This window comes from Rhizobium sp. UFLA01-1127, from assembly GCF_059803845.1.
On sequence record NZ_JAUQTZ010000049.1, the window covers coordinates 25317 to 42594 of the forward strand.

Here is a 17278-nt window from a genome sequence, read left to right on the forward strand (position 1 = left end):
GCGGCGCTGTAATGCAATTTTTGCGCTTGGCGCGGCGATGCGATGCTTAGAATCGGTACGCGTGTCACAGTTTTCAATCCAGCATGGAGATCGACACCAGCCCGCCCGGATGCCGATGCAGCCGCCCCGCCATGTCCAATTCGAGCAGCACAGAGTGAATGGCCGATATCGGCAGGCCGGTATGGCGGACAATGTCGTCGATCTCGACCGGTGTCGGGCCGAGGGCCTCGACGACGTGGTCGCGCTCGGCGTCATCGGGCGGCGCGGAGAGCGGTCTGCTCCTTTCAATAGGCGGTGCGGCGGGGCGCGGGCGAAAGAGGTCCGGCTCGGCGAGCGGCCGCAGCGCCTCGACGACATCGTCCGGCGACGTGACGATCATCGCGCCGTCTTTCAGCAGACCGTTCGTGCCTTCGCAGCGCGGATCGAGCGGCGAGCCGGGAACGGCAAAGACAAGCCTGCCGAATTCGCCGGCAAGCCGCGCCGTGATCAGCGAGCCCGAGCGGGTTGCTGCCTCGACGACCACGACGCCGAGCGAAATGCCCGCGATAAGGCGATTGCGGCGCGGGAAGTCGCGCGCTCGCGGCTCCCAGCCGAAAGGCATTTCGCTGACGGCAAGCCCGTTGCCATCCCAGATATCATTGAGCAATCCGATATTCTCTGGTGGGTAGGGCTGGTCGAGCCCGCCCGCCATGGCAGCGATCGTGCCGGTGGCGAGGCTGGTGCGGTGGGCTGCCGTATCGATGCCGCGTGCGAGACCGGAAACGACCCCATAACCGGCCTCGCCGCAGGTGCGCGCGATCATCGCGGTGAATTTGGCGCCGCTGATCGAGGCGTTTCGCGAGCCGACCATGCCGATGGCCGGTCTGGTTGCCACAGACATGTTGCCTTTGACCGCAAGCAGCGGCGGCGCGCCGTCGATCTCGCGAAGGGCGGGAGGATAATCCGGCTCACCGATGCCGACGAAACGCGCGCCGAAGCGATGCGCAGCTTCTAGTTCCCGCAGGGCGTCTCGCTCATCGGCAATGCGGATCGCGCGTGTCGAGCCGCCACGCTGCGAAAGCTCCGGCAGGGCGACCAGAGCTGCTTCTGCCGAGCCGTAGTGATTGATGAGATCGCGAAAGGTGGACGGACCGACATTGTCGGAGCGGATGAGCCTGAGCCAGGCGATCCTTTGTTTTTCGGTCAGCGCAACTCCGGTCCGTCTTGCGCTGCCTGTGTCCATTATCCCTTTGCTCCGATCTTGCCTTCCGTTCCCGCGGTCAGCCGGGCAATGTTGGCCCTATGCTTGTACCAGGAGATGACGGTCATCAGCGCCATGACGGCGGCGATCTTATCGGCGCCCAATATCCACAATACAACCGGAATGACAAGGGTTGCAACCAGTGCGGAAAGCGAGGAATAACGGGTGGTAAAGGCGATCGCTAGCCAGACGATCGCGAAAATCAGTGCCATCAACGGTGCGAGACCCAGCAGGATGCCGAGATAGGTCGCCACACCCTTGCCGCCCTTGAAGCCGATCCACACCGGGAAGATATGGCCGATGAAGGCGGCGAAACCAGCCAGAACGCCGGCATCTTCGCCGAAGAAATGCGCGGCGATCAGGACGGCCGCCGTGCCCTTGAAGGCATCGAGCAGAAGTGTAGCCGCAGCGAGTCCCTTGTTGCCGGTGCGCAGCACGTTGGTCGCGCCGATATTGCCCGATCCGATGTTACGCACATCTCCGAGACCGGCCATGCGGGTCAGGAGAAGGCCGAAGGGAATGGAGCCGAGCAGATAGCCGATGACGAGGGTGGCCAGCACGGTCTGCGGGGTAAGCTGCCAAGTCCAGAAATCCGCCATCACGTCTTATTCTCCGTAAACCCTTGAAGCCGCCCTAAAGACTGTGGACCAGCTTGCCGGCGACATAGGTTGCGACCGCCCGGCCGCTCATCCTCGCATCCTCGAAAGGCGTATTCTTCGAGCGCGACAGAAGCATGTCTTTGGCGACAAGCCAAGGCTCGTCAAGATCGACAAGCGCGATATCCGCTTTGGTACCAGGTTTCAGCGTGCCGGCGGGCAGGCCGAATATCTGTGCCGGCCGTGTCGAGAGCGCATCGACGAGCCGCATCAGGCTGACCTGGCCGCTGTGATAGAGCCGGAGTGCCGCCGGAAGCAGCGTTTCCAGCCCCACGGCACCGTCTTCCGCCTCGCCGAACGGCAGGCGTTTCGTATCGACATCCTGCGGATCGTGCGAGGAGACGATGATATCGATCGTGCCATCGGCCAGCGCCTCGATCATGCCCGTGCGGTCGTCTTCGGAGCGCAGCGGAGGATAGAGCTTGAAGAAGGTTCGGTACTCGCCGATGTCATTCTCGTTGAGTGCGAGATTGTTGATCGAGATGCCGCAGGTGACCTTGGCGCCGCGCGAGCGGGCAAGGCGGATCGCCTCCGCCGATTCCGGCACAGAGATCATCGGCGCATGATAATGACTGCGCGTCAGCGCTGCGATGCGAAGGTCGCGCTCCAGCGGGATCAGTTCGGCTTCCTTCGGAATGCCCGAGAGGCCGAGCCAGCTTGCGAGCAGGCCTTCATGCATGACGCCGTTTGCGCCGAGATATTTGTCGCGCGTCTCGCAGGAAATGACAGCGCCGAATTCCCGCGCATAGGTCATTACCCGGCGCAGGACCTGGCTGTCGTGGACGCTGGAATGCGCGTCAGTGAAGGCGACGGCGCCTGCTTCCCGCAGCAGGCCGATCTCCGTCATCTCCTCGCCGGCAAGTCCCTTGGTGAGGGCGGCAGCCGGATAGACATTGACGATGGCCGTATCCCGCGCTGTCTTCCGGACGAATTCGACGAGAGCAATGTCGTCGATGACCGGATCCGTGTCCGGCATCATGATGAACGAGGTGACGCCGCCGGCCGCAGCCGCGCGGCTCGCGGAGGCGATCGTTTCGCGGTGTTCGCCGCCGGGCTCGCCGACATGCACGCGCGCATCGACCAGGCCGGGGATCGCGACAAGCCCATTGCAATCGCGAACGGTTGCGCCTTTGGGAATGCCGTGATTCTTCGCATCCTTGCCTGCGGCAACGATTACGCCGTCGTCAACGACGATTGTGCCAATCTCATCAAGATTGCGCGAGGGGTCGATGATGCGGGCATTCTGGAGAACGATCGAGTTGCTCATGCGCCTGCTCCCTCGGTGCGAGGCCCTTGGTTCTGCGAAACGAGCAGCGTTTCCATCACGGCCATGCGGACGGCGACCCCCATTTCCACCTGTTCGGCGATGACGCTTTGCGGGCCATCCGCCACCTCGGAGGCGATTTCCACCCCTCGGTTCATCGGACCCGGATGCATGACGAGTGCGTCTTCCTTGGCGGCCTTCAGGGTCTCGGCGTCCAGTCCGTAGAAGTGATAATATTCGCGCACCGAGGGCACGAAGGCGCCGGACATGCGCTCGCGCTGAAGGCGCAGCATCATCACGACATCGGCATCCTTCAGCCCTTCCTTCATCGAATGGAAGACTTCGACACCCATGTCGGCGATGCCGGCCGGCAGCAGGGTGGCCGGTGCCACGACGCGGACGCGCGCGCCCATGGCATTGAGAAGCAGGATGTTGGAGCGGGCAACACGCGAATGCAGCACGTCGCCGCAGATCGCGACGATGATGCGCGATAGCTTGCCCTTGGCGCGGCGGATCGTCAGCGCGTCTAGCAGAGCCTGGGTCGGATGCTCGTGCTGGCCGTCGCCGGCATTGACGACAGAGCAGGAGACTTTCTGCGCTAGGAGTGCCGCGGCGCCTGCGCTCGAATGGCGGATGACAAGCACGTCCGGCCGCATGGCATTCAGCGTCATCGCCGTATCGATCAGCGTCTCGCCTTTTTTGACCGAGGAGTTGCCGACCGACATGTTCATCACATCGGCGCCCAACCGTTTTCCGGCCAGTTCGAAGGAAGATTGCGTGCGCGTCGATGCTTCGAAGAAGAGATTGATCTGCGTGAGGCCGCGAAGCGTCGATGTCTTTTTCTCGCGCTGGCGGCTGATCTTGACCGCCTCGTCGGCCTTGTCGAGAAGATAGGTGATATCCTGCTCGGTAAGGCCCTTGATGCCAATGAGGTGGCGGTGGGGAAAGAAGACCATGAACCTGCCTCCGGATTTCGTCAGGCGGTCTATAAAGAGGGAGCGCCGATGGAGCAAGCGGGGGTATGTGCCGAGGCCGTTTGTTCCCCATGCAATTTCGCCCGAATCCCGCTACAGGAGCCATGCCGGTGGGAGACGTAACTTCCAGTTTCCCTTTGCAACCCACTTGTTCTACAAGCGATTCATGACCCAAGCGACCCGGACTGACGACCCCTTTGCCGAACTGAACCAGCCGAGCCTCTGGACCGGCATCAATGCCTATCGTTCCGATCCGCTGATCGTAGATCTGACCTCCAGCCTGCCGCGTTCGATACGGGAAGAGCTGGAACAGCACGGTCGTTTCGTCACCTCGCACGAGGCCCAGGAACTGGCGCGCATGGCGAACCAGGGCACGCCGCAGCTGCGCACCCATGGCGCACGCGGCGAGCGTCTGGATGTCGTCGAATTCCACCCGGCCTGGCATGCGCTGATGCGCCGCTCCATGGCGATGGGTCTGCATTCCTCAATCTGGGATGCGCAGGCCGATCCCGAGGCGAAGGGCCACTCGCACAAGGTGCGCGCCGCCCGCTTCTATCTGACGGCGCAGCTCGAATGCGGCCATCTCTGCCCGCTGACGATGACCAGCGCCTCCGTGGCCGCGATGATGGCCTCGCCGGCCGTGCAGAAGGACTGGGCGCCGAAGATCCTTTCGCGCAAGTACGATTCGTCCAACAAGCCCGCCATGCAGAAGAGTGCCGTCACCATCGGGATGGGCATGACGGAGAAACAGGGCGGCACGGATGTGCGCGCCAACAAGACGAGTGCCGACAAGGTCAGCGAAGGTATTTACCGGCTTTCGGGCCATAAATGGTTCATGTCGGCACCGATGAGCGATGCCTTTATCATGCTGGCGCAGACCAAGGACGGCATGGGCTGCTTCCTCGTGCCACGGCTGCTGGAGGATGGCTCGGCCAACGGCCTGCATTTCCAGAGGCTGAAGGACAAGCTCGGCAACCGCTCGAACGCTTCGTCTGAAGTCGAATTCACCGACACCTTCGGCTTCCTGCTGGGCGCACCCGATGCCGGCATCCGCACGATCCTCGATATGGTGACGCTGACGCGGCTCGACTGTGCGCTCGCCTCCGCCGGCATCATGCGTGCCTCGCTCGCGGAAGCCGTGCATCATGCGCGCGGCCGCAGCGTCTTCGGCAAGATGCTGGTCAACCAGCCGATCATGACGCGCGTGCTTGCCGATATGGCGCTCGATGTCGCCGCCGCGACCGCGCTCGCTTTCCGCCTGGCCGAAGCCTTCGACAAGGCAAGCGGCAGCAGCGAGGATGCGGCCTATGCCCGTGTCATGACGCCGGTTGCCAAATACTGGTGCTGCAAGATCGCGCCGGCGCTGATCTATGAAGCCATGGAATGCATTGGTGGCAGCGGCTATATCGAGGAACGCCCGATTGCCCGCCACTACCGCGAAGCTCCCGTCAATGCAATCTGGGAGGGCTCCGGCAACGTCATGGCGCTCGATGTCCTGCGCGTGCTGAACCGGGGCAGGGACCTGTTCGAGACCGTCTTTGCCGGTCTCGCCCGCGATCTCGGCCCGGCCGGCAAGAAGACCATCGAAGTCCTGCGTGCCGCCATGGCGCTTTGCGAACAGGATGAGGGCGCCGCTCGCCTGCTGGTCGAGCAGATGGCGCTTGCAGCCGGTGCCGCCGAGCTTTATCGCCTCGGTGCTGGCAAGATTGCCGATGCCTTCATCGAAACCCGCCTGGCCGGCGGCTGGCGCGCGACCTACGGCATGCTCGATTCGCGCTTCGATGCCAGCTACATCGTCGATCTGCTGTATCCGCCGGCCACTTAGGGCATCACCGGCCGTCTCGCAATTTCGTCGCGGCATCTCCCGTTGATGCAGTACCAATATTTATTATATATTGGTACTGACAGAGGAGTGCCTTATGGCTCGCAATACATCCGTTTCGCTTGGCGATCATTTCAGTGCCTTCATCGAGGCTCAGATACAGACAGGTCGATACGGCTCCGCCAGCGATGTCGTTCGCGCGGGTTTGCGCCTACTCGAAGAACACGAGACGAGGGTTAAGGCTCTGCAGGATGCATTGATTGCTGGTGAAAAATCCGGAGAAATTGCTTCTTTCGATAATGCGGCGTTCCTCAAGCGAATGCGTGCGACCTATGGCGAATAGGCGGTCAAGTACGGCCTCTCTCCGCTTGCAGTCGCTGATCTTGAAGCTATCTGGCGATATACCGTCGAAAATTGGTCCTTAGGACAAGCTGAAATCTATCATGCCGAAATTGTTGAAGCTTTCGAGGATTGGCATCCGGTCTGAAAAACGGGCGTCCCGCTGATATCCGCGACGGCTATTTCAAATATGCCGTAGGGTCCCATGTGATCTATTATCTTTTACGGGATGACGAGATCGCGATCATTCGCATATTGCACCGGCGAATGGATGTCGGTCGGCATCTTTGAAGAGAGAATGTTTATCTCGGCGCCGACGCTAGCAATCATTGCGCCATCCATTCTGGTCGCCGCGAGGTTTTGTTCCTATAGAACCGCCTCCAAGTCTGGCGTCCGAGACGACGGTGTGGTTTGGTCAATTTCTCTAATCTGTGGATTCGCGCGTTTTGGCGGACAAGAAGCCTGACGGCTTTGTTGTTCGAGGCGATCCGGCTTGCTAATCACCGATCGGTGACAGATTGGAGTCGAGTCGATGGCCCCCGCAAACGCTGCCGTTAAAATCCCAGTGGAAATGCCTGTCGTGGAAAAGCGCGTGCGCAATCGTGCTGCGACGGAACAGGCGATCCTCGATGCCGCCAAGCGGCTGCTGGCGGAAGAGGGGTTCCAGAATTTCGGTATCAATGCGGTTGCCCGCGGTGCCGGCTGCGATAAGCAGCTGATCTACCGCTATTACGGCGGCCTCGATGGCCTCGTCGAAGCGATCGGCACCGATCTCGGCAGCTGGGTCACCGATCGTATCCCCGACGATACGGGCGGCATGTTCCTTCTGACCTATGGGGACCTGATGGAGCGGCTTTCGATGCTGTTTCTCGATGCCCTGCGCGCCGATCCCCTGATGCGCCGCATCGTCGCCTGGGAAGTCTCGGAAAACAGCGAGCAGGTGCGCCGCCTGTCGGAAGCCCGCTCCAAGGCGCTCGCAGGCTGGATCGAGCGCATGCGCGGCTCGCTGGCGCCGCCCAAGGGCGTCGATGCCCAGGCGGTCAATGCCATGATCTTTGCGGCCATTCAGCACATCGTGCTTGCCTCGGCCGTCAGCGATCAATGCTCGGGCCTCGCCTTGAAAAACGGCAGGGATTGGGAGAAGGCGGCAACAGCCCTGAAGAGGATCGTGCGCGGCGTCTACGGCTGACATCGGCAGTCCGACAGGGATATCCACAAGCCCTCCGCGCCGTTAACCTTAACAAATGGTTTACGTTGCGCAGCAGCGGTTAACTCGTCACTGTTGGAAGGTGATTAGTTAACCATCAAGCGTGCAGCCATGGGGTTGAAACCCGCCAAATTAGTGTTTCTCGTTACGGCGGTAATGTTCTTCGCCGTGCTCGCACTAGATATAACGCTGCCCGCGATGGTGTTGAGCGCCATGGCGCTGTCGAACTGGCTCGTCCTTTCGGCTGGCACGACGCAATTTCAGCGTCGAAGGGGTACCGCATGAAGTGGTTGTTGATTTGCTGGGCCGGACCGGTCTCGTTTCTCGGGGCATGGTATTATCTGTCGTACTACGACATGAGCTTTGGCATCTTCATGCTGACGCGGCAGATGCATGACCTGGTGTTCGATATCTACGGCAAGATTCTCGGCATTCCGCCTGAAACCATCCCGCCGCTTGTTGCCCGCGCGATTGCCTTCGACAGTCTTCTGGTCTTCGCAATCTTCGGCTTTCGCCGCCGCGCGGCCATCTTGGAATGGTGGCGCCGCCGTCAGGCATCGAGGTCGGGCAAGCTTGCTCTTCCTAGTGCCGACAGCCTGTCCAAAGCTCCCTGAAGAATGAAGCTTGCTGCCGCGGAGTCGATGCGCTCGGCGCGTTTGGCCCGCGAAACATCCATTTCCAGCAGCGCCCGCTCGGCCGCTACGGTAGAGAGCCGCTCGTCCCAGAAGACGAAGGGCAGGGCGGTCTTTTCCGACATGCTGCGCACGAAAGCGCGCGTTGCCTGCACACGCGGCCCGACAGAGCCATCCATGTTCATCGGGAGCCCTATGACGAAGGCCGCGACCTTTTCCTTTTCGGCGAAAGCAAGCAGCGTTTCGGCGTCCTGTGTGAACTTCACGCGCTTGATGACAGGGCGGGGCGTTGCGAAGCGCCGTCCGAGGTCGGACATTGCAAGCCCTATCGTCTTCGTACCGAGATCGAGGCCGGCAATCGGCTGGCCGGGCAGGAGCGTCGCGGCTAGGTCTTCGATGGTCAGCGTCGTCATCAGGTCTCGCTCTCGTCAAAACAAATTGAAGCCAAAGCCGCTTTTCTTTGCCGCGGTTTGGGATATCTCCTAGACACCAGCCTTCTATTTCAAATCAAGTCATAAGGAGAAATCCAATGAAGATCATCCGGCTCGGCCATTCCGCTTTTCGTATCGAAACCGCCAGGGCAAAAATACTGATCGATCCTTTCCTGACTTACAATTCCACTTTCGCCGCCGCTGGTCTCAACATCAAGGATGTCGCCGACGGCGTGACCCATATCCTGCTGACGCACGGCCATGGCGACCATGTTGGCGACACGGTTCAGATCGCCAAAGACACGGGAGCGGTCGTTCTCGCCAATGCCGATCTCGCATCATGGCTCGGCACCAAGGGTGTCGAGAAGCTGGAAATGGGCAATACCGGCGGCACCGTCGGCCTCGGCGGCTTCTCGGCCACCTTTACCAATGCGCTGCATTCCTCCGCGCAGATCACCGAGGACGGCGTTTCCCACGCGCTCGGCAATCCGAACGGTCTGATGCTGCATTTCGACGACGAGCCGACGCTGTTCCACATGGGCGATACGGATATCTTCTCGGATATGGGGCTGATCAACGAGCTGCATCAGCCCGATATCGGCATCGTGCCGATCGGCGACCGCTTCACCATGGGCGGTGCCGTGGCGGCACTCGCCTGCCAGCGCTTTTTCAGCTTCAAGACCGCCATTCCCTGCCATTACGGCACTTTCCCGATCATCGACCAGACGCCGGAAAAATTCGTCGCCGGCATGGAAGGTTCCAAGACCGCGGTTGCCGCACCGAAGGCGGGCGAGAGCGTATCTGCCTGACGATACCCGTTGCGTATGGCGGGCATGGCCTTTATAGCGTGAAGCAAATCCACTTGGGTGGATAATCTTGCTATCCGGAGAATGCCATGTCCGTCGATCTCGCCACCGTCAAACGCGTCGCCCATCTTGCTCGCATCGCCGTCAATGAAGACGAAGCGCAGCGAATGATGGGTGAGCTCAACGGCATTCTGGGCTTCGTCGAGCAGCTCTCCGAAGTGAATGTCGATGGCGTCGAAGCCATGACCTCCGTCACGCCGATGGCAATGAAGAAGCGCACCGACGAAGTAACGGACGGCAACAAGGCCGCCGACATCGTCGCCAATGCGCCGAATACCGATCAGAATTTCTTCCTGGTGCCCAAAGTCGTCGAATAACGGCTCTCTTCGAGCCTTTTCCGACCCGTTGCCCAATTCCAGATCTGAAGCGAAACAAAATGAGCGAACTGACCAGCCTGACCATTGCCGAAGCCCGCGACAAGCTGCGCGCCAAGCAGATTACCGCCACCGAACTGACCGAGGCCTATATCTCGGCGATCGAGGCTGCCAATGGTCAGCTCAATGCCTATGTGAAGGTGACGCCGCAAAAGGCGCTCGCAATGGCCAAGGTGTCGGACGCACGCCTTGCGGAGGGCAAAGCCGGCGCGCTGGAAGGCATTCCGCTTGGCATTAAGGACCTGTTCGGCACGGAAGGCATTCATACGCAGGCCTGCAGCCACATCCTGGACGGTTTCGAGCCGCACTATGAATCGACCGTCACGCAGAACCTGTGGAACGACGGCGCCGTCATGCTGGGCAAGCTCAACATGGATGAGTTCGCCATGGGTTCCTCCAACGAAACCTCCTACTATGGTCCAGTCATCAACCCCTGGCGCGCCGAGGGGTCGAACCAGCAGCTCGTTCCGGGCGGTTCGTCCGGTGGTTCGGCCGCTGCCGTTGCGGCGCATCTTTGCGCCGGCGCGACCGCTACCGACACCGGCGGCTCCATCCGCCAGCCGGCAGCCTTCACCGGCACCGTCGGCATCAAGCCGACCTATGGCCGCTGCTCCCGCTGGGGCGTCGTCGCCTTCGCTTCGTCGCTCGATCAGGCCGGTCCGATCGCCCGCGACGTACGCGATGCCGCCATCCTCTTGAAGTCGATGGCAAGCGTCGATGCCAAGGATACCACTTCGGTCGACCTGCCGGTGCCGGACTACGAAGCCTCGCTCGGCCAGTCGCTGCGCGGCATGAAGATCGGTATCCCAAACGAATACCGTGTCGACGGCATGCCGGAAGAGATCGAGACGCTTTGGCAGCAGGGCATCGCCTGGCTGAAGGATGCCGGCGCCGAGATCGTCAACATCTCCCTGCCGCACACGAAATATGCGCTTCCGGCCTATTACATCGTCGCGCCGGCTGAAGCGTCCTCGAACCTTGCCCGCTACGACGGCGTCCGCTACGGCCTGCGCGTCGATGGCAAGGACATCGTCGACATGTATGAAAAGACGCGCGCCGCCGGCTTCGGCCAGGAAGTGAAGCGCCGTATCATGATCGGCACCTACGTTCTGTCGGCAGGCTATTACGACGCATACTACCTCCGTGCCCAGAAGGTCCGCACGCTGATCAAGCGCGATTTCGAGCTGGCCTTCAACGCCGGCGTCGATGCGATCCTGACGCCCGCCACGCCATCCTCGGCCTTCGGCATCGCCGACGAGAACCTCGCGTCCGATCCCGTGAAGATGTACCTGAACGACATCTTCACGGTGACGGTCAACATGGCGGGCCTGCCGGGCATCGCCGTCCCCGCCGGCCTCGACCCGAAGGGCCTGCCGCTCGGCCTGCAGCTCATCGGCAAGCCGTTCGAAGAGGAGACCCTCTTCAAGACCGCCCACGTCATCGAACAGGCCGCCGGCAAGTTTACGCCGGCGAAGTGGTGGTGACGGATCAAACGACCCGAATGATGAATACGGGTGGCTATGGTTCTTTCGCCACCCGAAAAGTTTATCCTAAGAAGGCGGTGATTTGATCTTGCGCTAACAGCGGAAGCCGCCGCCACCGATATTCTATTTATTATTCAATTGCGAGCGCACCAGCCGCAGCCCCTTATCGCTGATGCGATAGGGATGGCCGCCGGTGGATTTTATCGCCTTGAGGCGTTTCAGCCGGCGGAAGAGGTCGATGCCGAAATCGGGATAGACCCAGCCGTCTCGCGTGAAGCAGCAGACGGTCTCGATCTTCTTGTTGTCGCTGCGTTCGATTTCGATGCGTCCGCCCTGGGCGAGCAGGTGCAGGATGCGCTGTTCTGCGCGGGAAATGTCCATTGTTGTCAGAATCCGCATAGCGCCGAAAGGCGCAGAAAAACGATCCGAAGCTTCCTTTCAGGGAAGTCGGGGCTTCGTTTTCAGGCCCGGCACGCAAGAAGACTTGCGAGCGGGGCCTTTACCGGGACTGACAAAAGTTGGACATCAAAACTCCGTTGATGCATCCTTTTAAAGCGGGTTGCACCGCAAGGTCAAGTTCAACTCGAAAGGTGTTTTCCGCCGTTAGCCGCGCCGGCGAATCTCGCCGCTGGCAAAAGCCTTTGGCCGGTGCTTTACTGGTCGCAAATGGCGGGGGCTCGATGATCCATATTCGCAATGCCCATGAAGGCGAAATGGCGGTGCTGGCAAGCATTGGCCTGCGCTCCTGGCAGAGGGCGATGAGCGCGATCGGCGGTACGGGCGAGCTGCTGGAGGGCGCACGCGAGACCTTTGAAAATTTCACCCGTAACTTCTGGCTGACGATATCAGTCATAGAGCTGAACGGTGAAGCGGTTGGTTGGGGCGCGCGCGAGGCACTCGATGAGGCGATCTCCGATTTCTGGATCGATCCGGATTTCGTCAGGCGCGGTCTCGGCTCCGCTCTCCTTGCGCGGATCGAAGAGGACGTGCGCGGGCAGGGATTGGAAAAGGTATCCCTGCAGAGCCATGCGGGGAATACGGACGCCATTGCCTTCTTCAAGGCGCGCGGCTATGCGATCCACTGGCTGTCGATCGTTTATTCCCCGAAGCTTGACAGCGACGTTCCCACGATCGGGCTTTCGAAATCGCTGGTCGATGAGAGTGACGGCGCCTACGGTCCGGGCATATAGACGCTGGCGATGCCGAAAGCCTTGCGCCGTCTCGCCAATTGCTCTACCTCACCAAAGCAGAAAACAGCATCATACAAGAGCTTCCCATGACCATTGTCGACGTCCGTACGCCAGATCCGAAACGCTTCATTCCAGGTGCCACCGGTGACTGGGAAGTGGTTATCGGGATGGAAGTCCACGCCCAGGTGCTGAGCAAGTCCAAGCTCTTCTCCGGTGCCTCGACGGAGTTCGGCAATCCTCAGAATTCCAACGTGTCGCTCGTCGATGCCGCCATGCCCGGCATGCTGCCCGTCATCAACGAGGAATGTGTGAAGCAGGCTGTGCGCACCGGCCTCGGCCTGAAGGCGCAGATCAACAAGCGTTCGATCTTCGACCGCAAGAACTATTTCTATCCCGACCTGCCGCAGGGCTATCAGATCTCGCAGTTCAAGGACCCGATCGTCGGCGAGGGCAAGATCGTCATCTCGCTTGGGCCGGACCGTCAGGGCCAGTTCGAGGATATCGAGATCGGTATCGAGCGCCTGCATCTGGAGCAGGATGCCGGCAAGTCGATGCACGACCAGCATGCGACGATGTCCTATGTCGATCTCAACCGCTCCGGCGTCGCGCTGATGGAAATCGTCTCCAAGCCGGACATCCGCTCGTCGGACGAGGCGAAGGCCTATATGACGAAGCTGCGCTCGATCGTGCGCTACCTCGGCACCTGCGACGGCAACATGGACGAAGGCTCCATGCGCGCCGACGTCAATGTTTCCGTGCGTCGCCCGGGTGGCGAATTCGGCACGCGCTGCGAAATCAAGAACGTCAACTCGATCCGCTTCATCGGTCAGGCGATCGAATATGAAGCGCGCCGGCAGATCGGCATTCTGGAAGACGGCGGCACGATCGACCAGGAAACCCGCCTGTTCGATCCAAACAAGGGCGAGACGCGATCGCTGCGCACCAAGGAAGATGCGCATGACTACCGCTATTTCCCCGATCCGGATTTGCTGCCGCTTGAGTTCGACGATGCGTTCGTTAAGGAGCTTGCCGCGCATTTGCCGGAGCTGCCCGACGACAAGAAGGAGCGTTTCGTCCGCGAACTCGGCCTCTCGATCTACGACGCTTCCGTGCTCGTCTCGGAAAAGGCGATCGCCGATTATTTCGAAGCCGTTGCCGCCGGCCGTGACGGCAAGATGGCTGCCAACTGGGTTATCAACGACCTGCTTGGCGCTCTGAACAGAACCGGCAAGGACATTGAAGAGACTCCGGTTTCGCCTGCTCAGCTCGGCGCGATCATCGATCTCATCAAGGCCGAAACCATTTCAGGCAAGATCGCCAAGGATCTGTTCGAAATCGTGCTCAACGAGGGCGGCGATCCCGCCGAGATCGTCGAGGCACGCGGCATGAAGCAGGTGACCGATACCGGCGCGATCGAAAAGGCCGTCGACGAGATCATCGCCGCCAACCCGGATCAGGTCGCGAAGGTCAAGGCAAAGCCGACGCTTGCCGGCTGGTTCGTCGGTCAGGTGATGAAGTCGACGGGCGGCAAGGCCAACCCGCAGGCCGTCCAAGCGCTGGTCAAGGCCAAGCTCGGCATCGAAGAGGAATAAGCGGTGTTCTTCGTCCGCACCGCCAGCGAGCAGGACCTGGAAAAGGTCCGCGCTCTGCTCGGCGAGACCTGGCATGCGACCTATGACCGGATCTACGGGACTGAAAAGGTGAGCGAGCTGCATGCCTCCTGGCATTCGCCGGCTGCGCTGAAGGCGCGGCTGGCGAACAAGAATTCCGAATTCCTGGTGGCCGATGACGGCAAGGCGATCGGCGGCATGGGCTATGCCGCCATGTCCAAGGAGATGACCAAGACTGTCGTGCTCCACATGCTCTATGTCAGCCCAAAGCATCAGCGGGAGGGCATCGGCCGCGATATTTTCGCCGAACTTGAGACCTGCTTCCCGGATGCGGAGATCATGCGCCTCGAAGTCGAACCGCAGAACGAGCCGGCGATCGCCTTTTATCAAGCCCATGGCTTTGCCGAGGTCGGCCGCACGGAAAACTGCGGCAACGGCCAGTCGGGCATTCCGGCGTTGATATTCGAAAAGCCATTGGCGGGCCGCTGAAAGAATAGACGAGATCATCCATGCAAGACGCCCGCCTGATGATCCGCAAAGCGGAAGAATCCGACCTTCCTTCCCTGATCGGCCTCTTTGCCGCCGATGCCTTGGGTGGCCATGGCGATACGGCCGATCCGTCCGCCTATGACGATTATCTCCGTGCGTTTCGCACAATCGCGGCGTCGCCGGAGCAGACGCTGTATGCCGCCGAACTCGCCGGCGAAGTGGTCGGGACGTTCCAGACGATGATCACGACGACGCTGACCGGGCGGGGCAGTTCCGCCATGATCATCGAGGCGGTCCAGACGCGGGCCGATATGCGCGGGCAGGGGATCGGCGCCGCCATGATCAATTTCTGTATCGACGAGGCGAAGAAACGCGGCATGCGGATGGTGCAGCTGACCTCGAATGCGGCGCGCAAGGACGCTCATCGCTTCTATGAGAGATTGGGTTTCAAGCCGACGCATCTGGGCTTCAAGATGCTATTGAAATGAGGCGGTTTGCCTGCTGGAATCACTGGACAAGCAGGTTCAGTGGCGGCATAAGCAAACTATCGAATTCTGGTATCGCTCGCCGCTTAGCGGGTATCGAGGAAAAGACATGTGGAATTTCATCGTACAGACCTTCACCTGGTGGAACAGTCAGACCATGGGAACGCGCTTCGCGACCTGGCGGTTTGGCAAGCGTGTCGGCGAGGATGAGTTCGGCAACGTCTATTACGAAGGCGGCATGTCTTCCTACGGCCTCCCGAAGCGCTGGGTGATCTACAAGGGCTATGCCGAAGCTTCGGCCATTCCTCCGGGCTGGCACGGCTGGATGCATCATCGCACCGACGTTCCGCCGACCAAGGAAAACTATGTCTCCAAGGAATGGCAGAAGGAACACCGCGCCAATCCGACCGGCTCGCCGCAGGCTTACCGTCCGCCGGGTTCTCTCGCCGTTGCCGGCGAGCGTCCGCGCGTGACCGGCGACTACGACGCCTGGACCCCGGGCAATTAAGCGAGAGGCCGGTTCGTCCTTTGGCCACAATTGGTCGTTAGGCGCGACATATGCCGGCTCTTGCTCGGCGCCTTGACCGAGACCAAGCGGAGACTGGCGGATATGATGGTTTTCACGCGAAGCGCTTCTTTGCGTGCGGCAGCTGTAGCAGGCGTCGCTCTCTTCGCAGGCATCATGGCAGTCCCCACCGCAGAGGCCGCCCGCATCGCCAATCCGGTTGCCGTCTTCTCCGGCCTCGACAAGATCACCGGCCGCATCACCACCTTCGACGTTTACGTCAATGAAACCGTGCAGTTCGGTGCACTGCAGGTAACGCCGCGCACCTGCTATTCGCGAGACGATACCGAGCAGCAGAAGGTGGACGGTTTCGTCGAGGTGGACGAGATCACGCTCGATCGTCGCATCCGCCGTATCTTTACCGGCTGGATGTTTGCCGACAGCCCCGGCCTCAACGCCGTCGAGCATCCGATCTATGACGTCTGGCTGAAGGAGTGCAAGCAGAAGTCCGACGTTCCGGCGCCGGATACCGCCGGCGCGAAGTAATCGTTTTCGAGACATAGGCTCGGAATTGTATAGCCCGCAGCAGCCTTGCTCCTGCGGGCATCATTCTATTCGCGTTCCGGACAGGCGGCTTCGCCGATCGCTCGACGATCGGCGGCCTCAGACAGATCGAAAATGATCCTCATCCCGTCAATGCGGCAAGAAAGCCAATTGTGATATGGTTCTTCATTACTCTACCCTCGGCTGTCGAGGCGAACTTGAGTACTCTTGATTGGAATCAAATCATCTCTGGTGGATTTCAACCGTCAGAGAAGCTCAGATTTGGCGATTCCATCGCCTTTTCCAGCATCTTGGCATATGCGTCCTTCGGCACGTCGATGGCACCAAATGTCTTTAGATGCTCGGTGGTGAATTGCGTGTCGAGCAGGGTGAAGCCGCGTTCGCGCAAGCGCTCCACCAGATAGACGAGGCAGATCTTGGAGGCGTCCGTGCGGCGGGAAAACATGCTTTCGCCGAAGAAGGCCGATCCTAATGAAACACCATAGAGACCGCCGACCAGCCGATCGCCTTCCCAGGCTTCTACGGAATGGGCATGGCCGATGTGGTGCAGGGTGGCATAGAGCGAGCGGATCGTCTGGTTGATCCAGGTGCTGGGGCGATCGCTTGTCTGCTCGCCGCAGGCGGCGATGACGGCATCAAAATCGGTATCGAAACGAATGTCGAAGGGCTGTTGACGGATCTTCTTGGCGAGGCTCTTTGAGACGTGAAACGTATCGAGAGGGATGATGCCCCGCAATTCCGGCTCGACCCAGAAGATTTCGGGGTCGTCTGCCGATTCAGCCATCGGGAAAAGTCCGATGGAATAGGCGCGCAACAAAATTTCCGGGGTAATGCCGGGACGTTTGCCGCGCGCTCCAGGCACAGGCTAGGCCGATGTTTTTGCCAGGTAGTTTTCCAGCCAATGGATATCGTAATCGCCGTTGGCGATATCCTGATTGGAAACCAGATCCTGGAAGAGCGGCAGAGTGGTCTTGATGCCATCCACCACGAATTCGTCAAGCGCACGACGCAGGCGCATCATGCATTCGACGCGGGTGCGCCCATGCACGATCAGCTTGCCGATGAGGCTGTCGTAATAAGGGGGGATCTTGTAGCCTTGATAGGCGCCGGAATCGATGCGTACCCCAAGGCCGCCCGGCGCATGGA

At 60.6% G+C, this 17278-nt stretch carries 20 protein-coding genes and 2 pseudogenes; 14 read left to right on the forward strand and 8 right to left on the reverse strand.

Features of this window, described 5'->3' with window-relative positions; genetic code table 11:
- Nucleotides 1–73: 73 nt before the first annotated feature.
- Genes dprA through Q4Q11_RS14615 form a run of 4 tightly spaced genes read right to left on the reverse strand, consistent with a single transcriptional unit; the run spans nt 74 to nt 4116 of the window.
- On the reverse strand, nt 74–1222 hold the full coding sequence (gene dprA, locus Q4Q11_RS14600; protein WP_498569939.1) for a DNA-processing protein DprA: 1149 nt from the start codon (nt 1220–1222) through the stop codon (nt 74–76).
- Nucleotides 1222–1842 carry a glycerol-3-phosphate 1-O-acyltransferase PlsY gene (plsY, locus tag Q4Q11_RS14605; protein ID WP_498569940.1) on the reverse strand — a complete coding sequence of 207 codons (621 nt, stop codon included), beginning with the start codon at nt 1840–1842 and terminating at the stop codon, nt 1222–1224. Before plsY ends, dprA begins: the two co-directional genes overlap by 1 nt.
- Before the next feature lie 31 nt (nt 1843–1873).
- The gene (locus tag Q4Q11_RS14610; RefSeq protein WP_498569941.1) at nt 1874–3163 is read right to left on the reverse strand and encodes a dihydroorotase; all 1290 of its coding nucleotides are present in this window, start codon (nt 3161–3163) and stop codon (nt 1874–1876) included.
- Nucleotides 3160–4116 carry an aspartate carbamoyltransferase catalytic subunit gene (locus tag Q4Q11_RS14615; protein WP_112337498.1) on the reverse strand — a complete coding sequence of 319 codons (957 nt, stop codon included), beginning with the start codon at nt 4114–4116 and terminating at the stop codon, nt 3160–3162. The genes Q4Q11_RS14610 and Q4Q11_RS14615 overlap by 4 nt, the downstream gene beginning before the upstream one ends.
- A 184-nt stretch (nt 4117–4300) precedes the next feature.
- Here Q4Q11_RS14615 and Q4Q11_RS14620 point away from each other — a divergent pair, with 184 nt between their 5' ends.
- The 5 genes and pseudogenes from Q4Q11_RS14620 to Q4Q11_RS14640 all read left to right on the forward strand — a co-directional run bounded on the left by Q4Q11_RS14620 (nt 4301) and on the right by Q4Q11_RS14640 (nt 8116).
- Nucleotides 4301–5959, forward strand: a complete 1659-nt coding sequence (locus Q4Q11_RS14620; protein WP_498569942.1) for an acyl-CoA dehydrogenase family protein — start codon at nt 4301–4303, stop codon at nt 5957–5959.
- Nucleotides 5960–6053: 94 nt separating this feature from the next.
- The gene (locus Q4Q11_RS14625) at nt 6054–6299 is read left to right on the forward strand and encodes a type II toxin-antitoxin system ParD family antitoxin (RefSeq protein WP_112511175.1); all 246 of its coding nucleotides are present in this window, start codon (nt 6054–6056) and stop codon (nt 6297–6299) included.
- Between the two features lie 48 nt (nt 6300–6347).
- Nucleotides 6348–6508, forward strand: a pseudogene (locus Q4Q11_RS14630) (type II toxin-antitoxin system RelE/ParE family toxin); the annotation flags it as partial.
- Nucleotides 6509–6827: 319 nt separating this feature from the next.
- Nucleotides 6828–7484, forward strand: coding sequence for a TetR/AcrR family transcriptional regulator (locus Q4Q11_RS14635; RefSeq protein ID WP_112511179.1), 657 nt, complete (start codon nt 6828–6830; stop codon nt 7482–7484).
- Between the two features lie 299 nt (nt 7485–7783).
- Entirely contained in the window at nt 7784–8116 is a 333-nt protein-coding gene (locus Q4Q11_RS14640) for a DUF6105 family protein (protein WP_498569943.1), read from the forward strand.
- On the opposite strand, the gene ruvX is transcribed toward Q4Q11_RS14640, so the two are convergent.
- On the reverse strand, nt 8053–8547 hold the full coding sequence (gene ruvX, locus Q4Q11_RS14645) for a Holliday junction resolvase RuvX (protein WP_498569944.1): 495 nt from the start codon (nt 8545–8547) through the stop codon (nt 8053–8055). The two genes, Q4Q11_RS14640 and ruvX, sit on opposite strands and share 64 nt — an antisense overlap.
- Before the next feature lie 116 nt (nt 8548–8663).
- Between ruvX and Q4Q11_RS14650 the strand changes: the two genes are divergently transcribed.
- The 3 genes from Q4Q11_RS14650 to gatA all read left to right on the forward strand — a co-directional run bounded on the left by Q4Q11_RS14650 (nt 8664) and on the right by gatA (nt 11289).
- On the forward strand, nt 8664–9374 hold the full coding sequence (locus Q4Q11_RS14650) for a metal-dependent hydrolase (RefSeq protein WP_498569945.1): 711 nt from the start codon (nt 8664–8666) through the stop codon (nt 9372–9374).
- 86 nt (nt 9375–9460) lie between these two features.
- Nucleotides 9461–9748, forward strand: coding sequence for an Asp-tRNA(Asn)/Glu-tRNA(Gln) amidotransferase subunit GatC (gatC, locus tag Q4Q11_RS14655; RefSeq protein WP_015339557.1), 288 nt, complete (start codon nt 9461–9463; stop codon nt 9746–9748).
- A gap of 59 nt (nt 9749–9807) precedes the next feature.
- Nucleotides 9808–11289, forward strand: a complete 1482-nt coding sequence (gene gatA / locus Q4Q11_RS14660; RefSeq protein WP_112511187.1) for an Asp-tRNA(Asn)/Glu-tRNA(Gln) amidotransferase subunit GatA — start codon at nt 9808–9810, stop codon at nt 11287–11289.
- Between the two features lie 123 nt (nt 11290–11412).
- Here the strand turns inward: gatA and Q4Q11_RS14665 are convergent, their stop codons facing one another.
- Nucleotides 11413–11670 carry a YjhX family toxin gene (locus tag Q4Q11_RS14665; RefSeq protein WP_498569946.1) on the reverse strand — a complete coding sequence of 86 codons (258 nt, stop codon included), beginning with the start codon at nt 11668–11670 and terminating at the stop codon, nt 11413–11415.
- Between the two features lie 299 nt (nt 11671–11969).
- Here Q4Q11_RS14665 and Q4Q11_RS14670 point away from each other — a divergent pair, with 299 nt between their 5' ends.
- The 6 genes from Q4Q11_RS14670 to Q4Q11_RS14695 all read left to right on the forward strand — a co-directional run bounded on the left by Q4Q11_RS14670 (nt 11970) and on the right by Q4Q11_RS14695 (nt 16114).
- Nucleotides 11970–12479, forward strand: a complete 510-nt coding sequence (locus tag Q4Q11_RS14670; RefSeq protein WP_498569947.1) for a GNAT family N-acetyltransferase — start codon at nt 11970–11972, stop codon at nt 12477–12479.
- Nucleotides 12480–12565: 86 nt separating this feature from the next.
- Nucleotides 12566–14071, forward strand: a complete 1506-nt coding sequence (gatB, locus tag Q4Q11_RS14675; RefSeq protein WP_112511248.1) for an Asp-tRNA(Asn)/Glu-tRNA(Gln) amidotransferase subunit GatB — start codon at nt 12566–12568, stop codon at nt 14069–14071.
- A 3-nt stretch (nt 14072–14074) separates the two neighbouring features.
- Nucleotides 14075–14578, forward strand: a complete 504-nt coding sequence (locus tag Q4Q11_RS14680) for a GNAT family N-acetyltransferase (protein ID WP_498569948.1) — start codon at nt 14075–14077, stop codon at nt 14576–14578.
- Nucleotides 14579–14598: 20 nt separating this feature from the next.
- A complete protein-coding gene (locus Q4Q11_RS14685; RefSeq protein ID WP_113216095.1) occupies nt 14599–15066 on the forward strand; it encodes a GNAT family N-acetyltransferase in 468 nt (155 codons plus the stop codon).
- A 106-nt stretch (nt 15067–15172) separates the two neighbouring features.
- Nucleotides 15173–15571, forward strand: coding sequence for an NADH:ubiquinone oxidoreductase subunit NDUFA12 (locus tag Q4Q11_RS14690; protein WP_112511195.1), 399 nt, complete (start codon nt 15173–15175; stop codon nt 15569–15571).
- A gap of 102 nt (nt 15572–15673) precedes the next feature.
- Nucleotides 15674–16114: a DUF2155 domain-containing protein gene (locus Q4Q11_RS14695; RefSeq protein WP_113216094.1), complete on the forward strand. Its 441-nt coding sequence runs from the start codon at nt 15674–15676 to the stop codon at nt 16112–16114.
- Between the two features lie 256 nt (nt 16115–16370).
- On the opposite strand, the gene aat is transcribed toward Q4Q11_RS14695, so the two are convergent.
- Nucleotides 16371–16994, reverse strand: coding sequence for a leucyl/phenylalanyl-tRNA--protein transferase (aat, locus tag Q4Q11_RS14700; RefSeq protein ID WP_498569949.1), 624 nt, complete (start codon nt 16992–16994; stop codon nt 16371–16373).
- 3 nt (nt 16995–16997) lie between these two features.
- A pseudogene (locus Q4Q11_RS14705) lies at nt 16998–17278 on the reverse strand (acetyl-CoA carboxylase biotin carboxylase subunit); the annotation flags it as partial.

Coding starts and splice junctions, on each gene's coding strand:
- dprA (WP_498569939.1), bottom strand. CDS start 1,222: ATGGACACAGGCAGCGCAAGACGGACCGGAGTTGCGCTGACCGAAAAA.
- Q4Q11_RS14610 (WP_498569941.1), bottom strand. CDS start 3,163: ATGAGCAACTCGATCGTTCTCCAGAATGCCCGCATCATCGACCCCTCG.
- Q4Q11_RS14615 (WP_112337498.1), bottom strand. CDS start 4,116: ATGGTCTTCTTTCCCCACCGCCACCTCATTGGCATCAAGGGCCTTACC.
- Q4Q11_RS14620 (WP_498569942.1), top strand. CDS start 4,301: ATGACCCAAGCGACCCGGACTGACGACCCCTTTGCCGAACTGAACCAG.
- Q4Q11_RS14625 (WP_112511175.1), top strand. CDS start 6,054: ATGGCTCGCAATACATCCGTTTCGCTTGGCGATCATTTCAGTGCCTTC.
- Q4Q11_RS14635 (WP_112511179.1), top strand. CDS start 6,828: ATGGCCCCCGCAAACGCTGCCGTTAAAATCCCAGTGGAAATGCCTGTC.
- Q4Q11_RS14640 (WP_498569943.1), top strand. CDS start 7,784: ATGAAGTGGTTGTTGATTTGCTGGGCCGGACCGGTCTCGTTTCTCGGG.
- ruvX (WP_498569944.1), bottom strand. CDS start 8,547: ATGACGACGCTGACCATCGAAGACCTAGCCGCGACGCTCCTGCCCGGC.
- Q4Q11_RS14650 (WP_498569945.1), top strand. CDS start 8,664: ATGAAGATCATCCGGCTCGGCCATTCCGCTTTTCGTATCGAAACCGCC.
- gatC (WP_015339557.1), top strand. CDS start 9,461: ATGTCCGTCGATCTCGCCACCGTCAAACGCGTCGCCCATCTTGCTCGC.
- gatA (WP_112511187.1), top strand. CDS start 9,808: ATGAGCGAACTGACCAGCCTGACCATTGCCGAAGCCCGCGACAAGCTG.
- Q4Q11_RS14665 (WP_498569946.1), bottom strand. CDS start 11,670: ATGGACATTTCCCGCGCAGAACAGCGCATCCTGCACCTGCTCGCCCAG.
- Q4Q11_RS14670 (WP_498569947.1), top strand. CDS start 11,970: ATGATCCATATTCGCAATGCCCATGAAGGCGAAATGGCGGTGCTGGCA.
- gatB (WP_112511248.1), top strand. CDS start 12,566: ATGACCATTGTCGACGTCCGTACGCCAGATCCGAAACGCTTCATTCCA.
- Q4Q11_RS14685 (WP_113216095.1), top strand. CDS start 14,599: ATGCAAGACGCCCGCCTGATGATCCGCAAAGCGGAAGAATCCGACCTT.
- Q4Q11_RS14690 (WP_112511195.1), top strand. CDS start 15,173: ATGTGGAATTTCATCGTACAGACCTTCACCTGGTGGAACAGTCAGACC.
- Q4Q11_RS14695 (WP_113216094.1), top strand. CDS start 15,674: ATGATGGTTTTCACGCGAAGCGCTTCTTTGCGTGCGGCAGCTGTAGCA.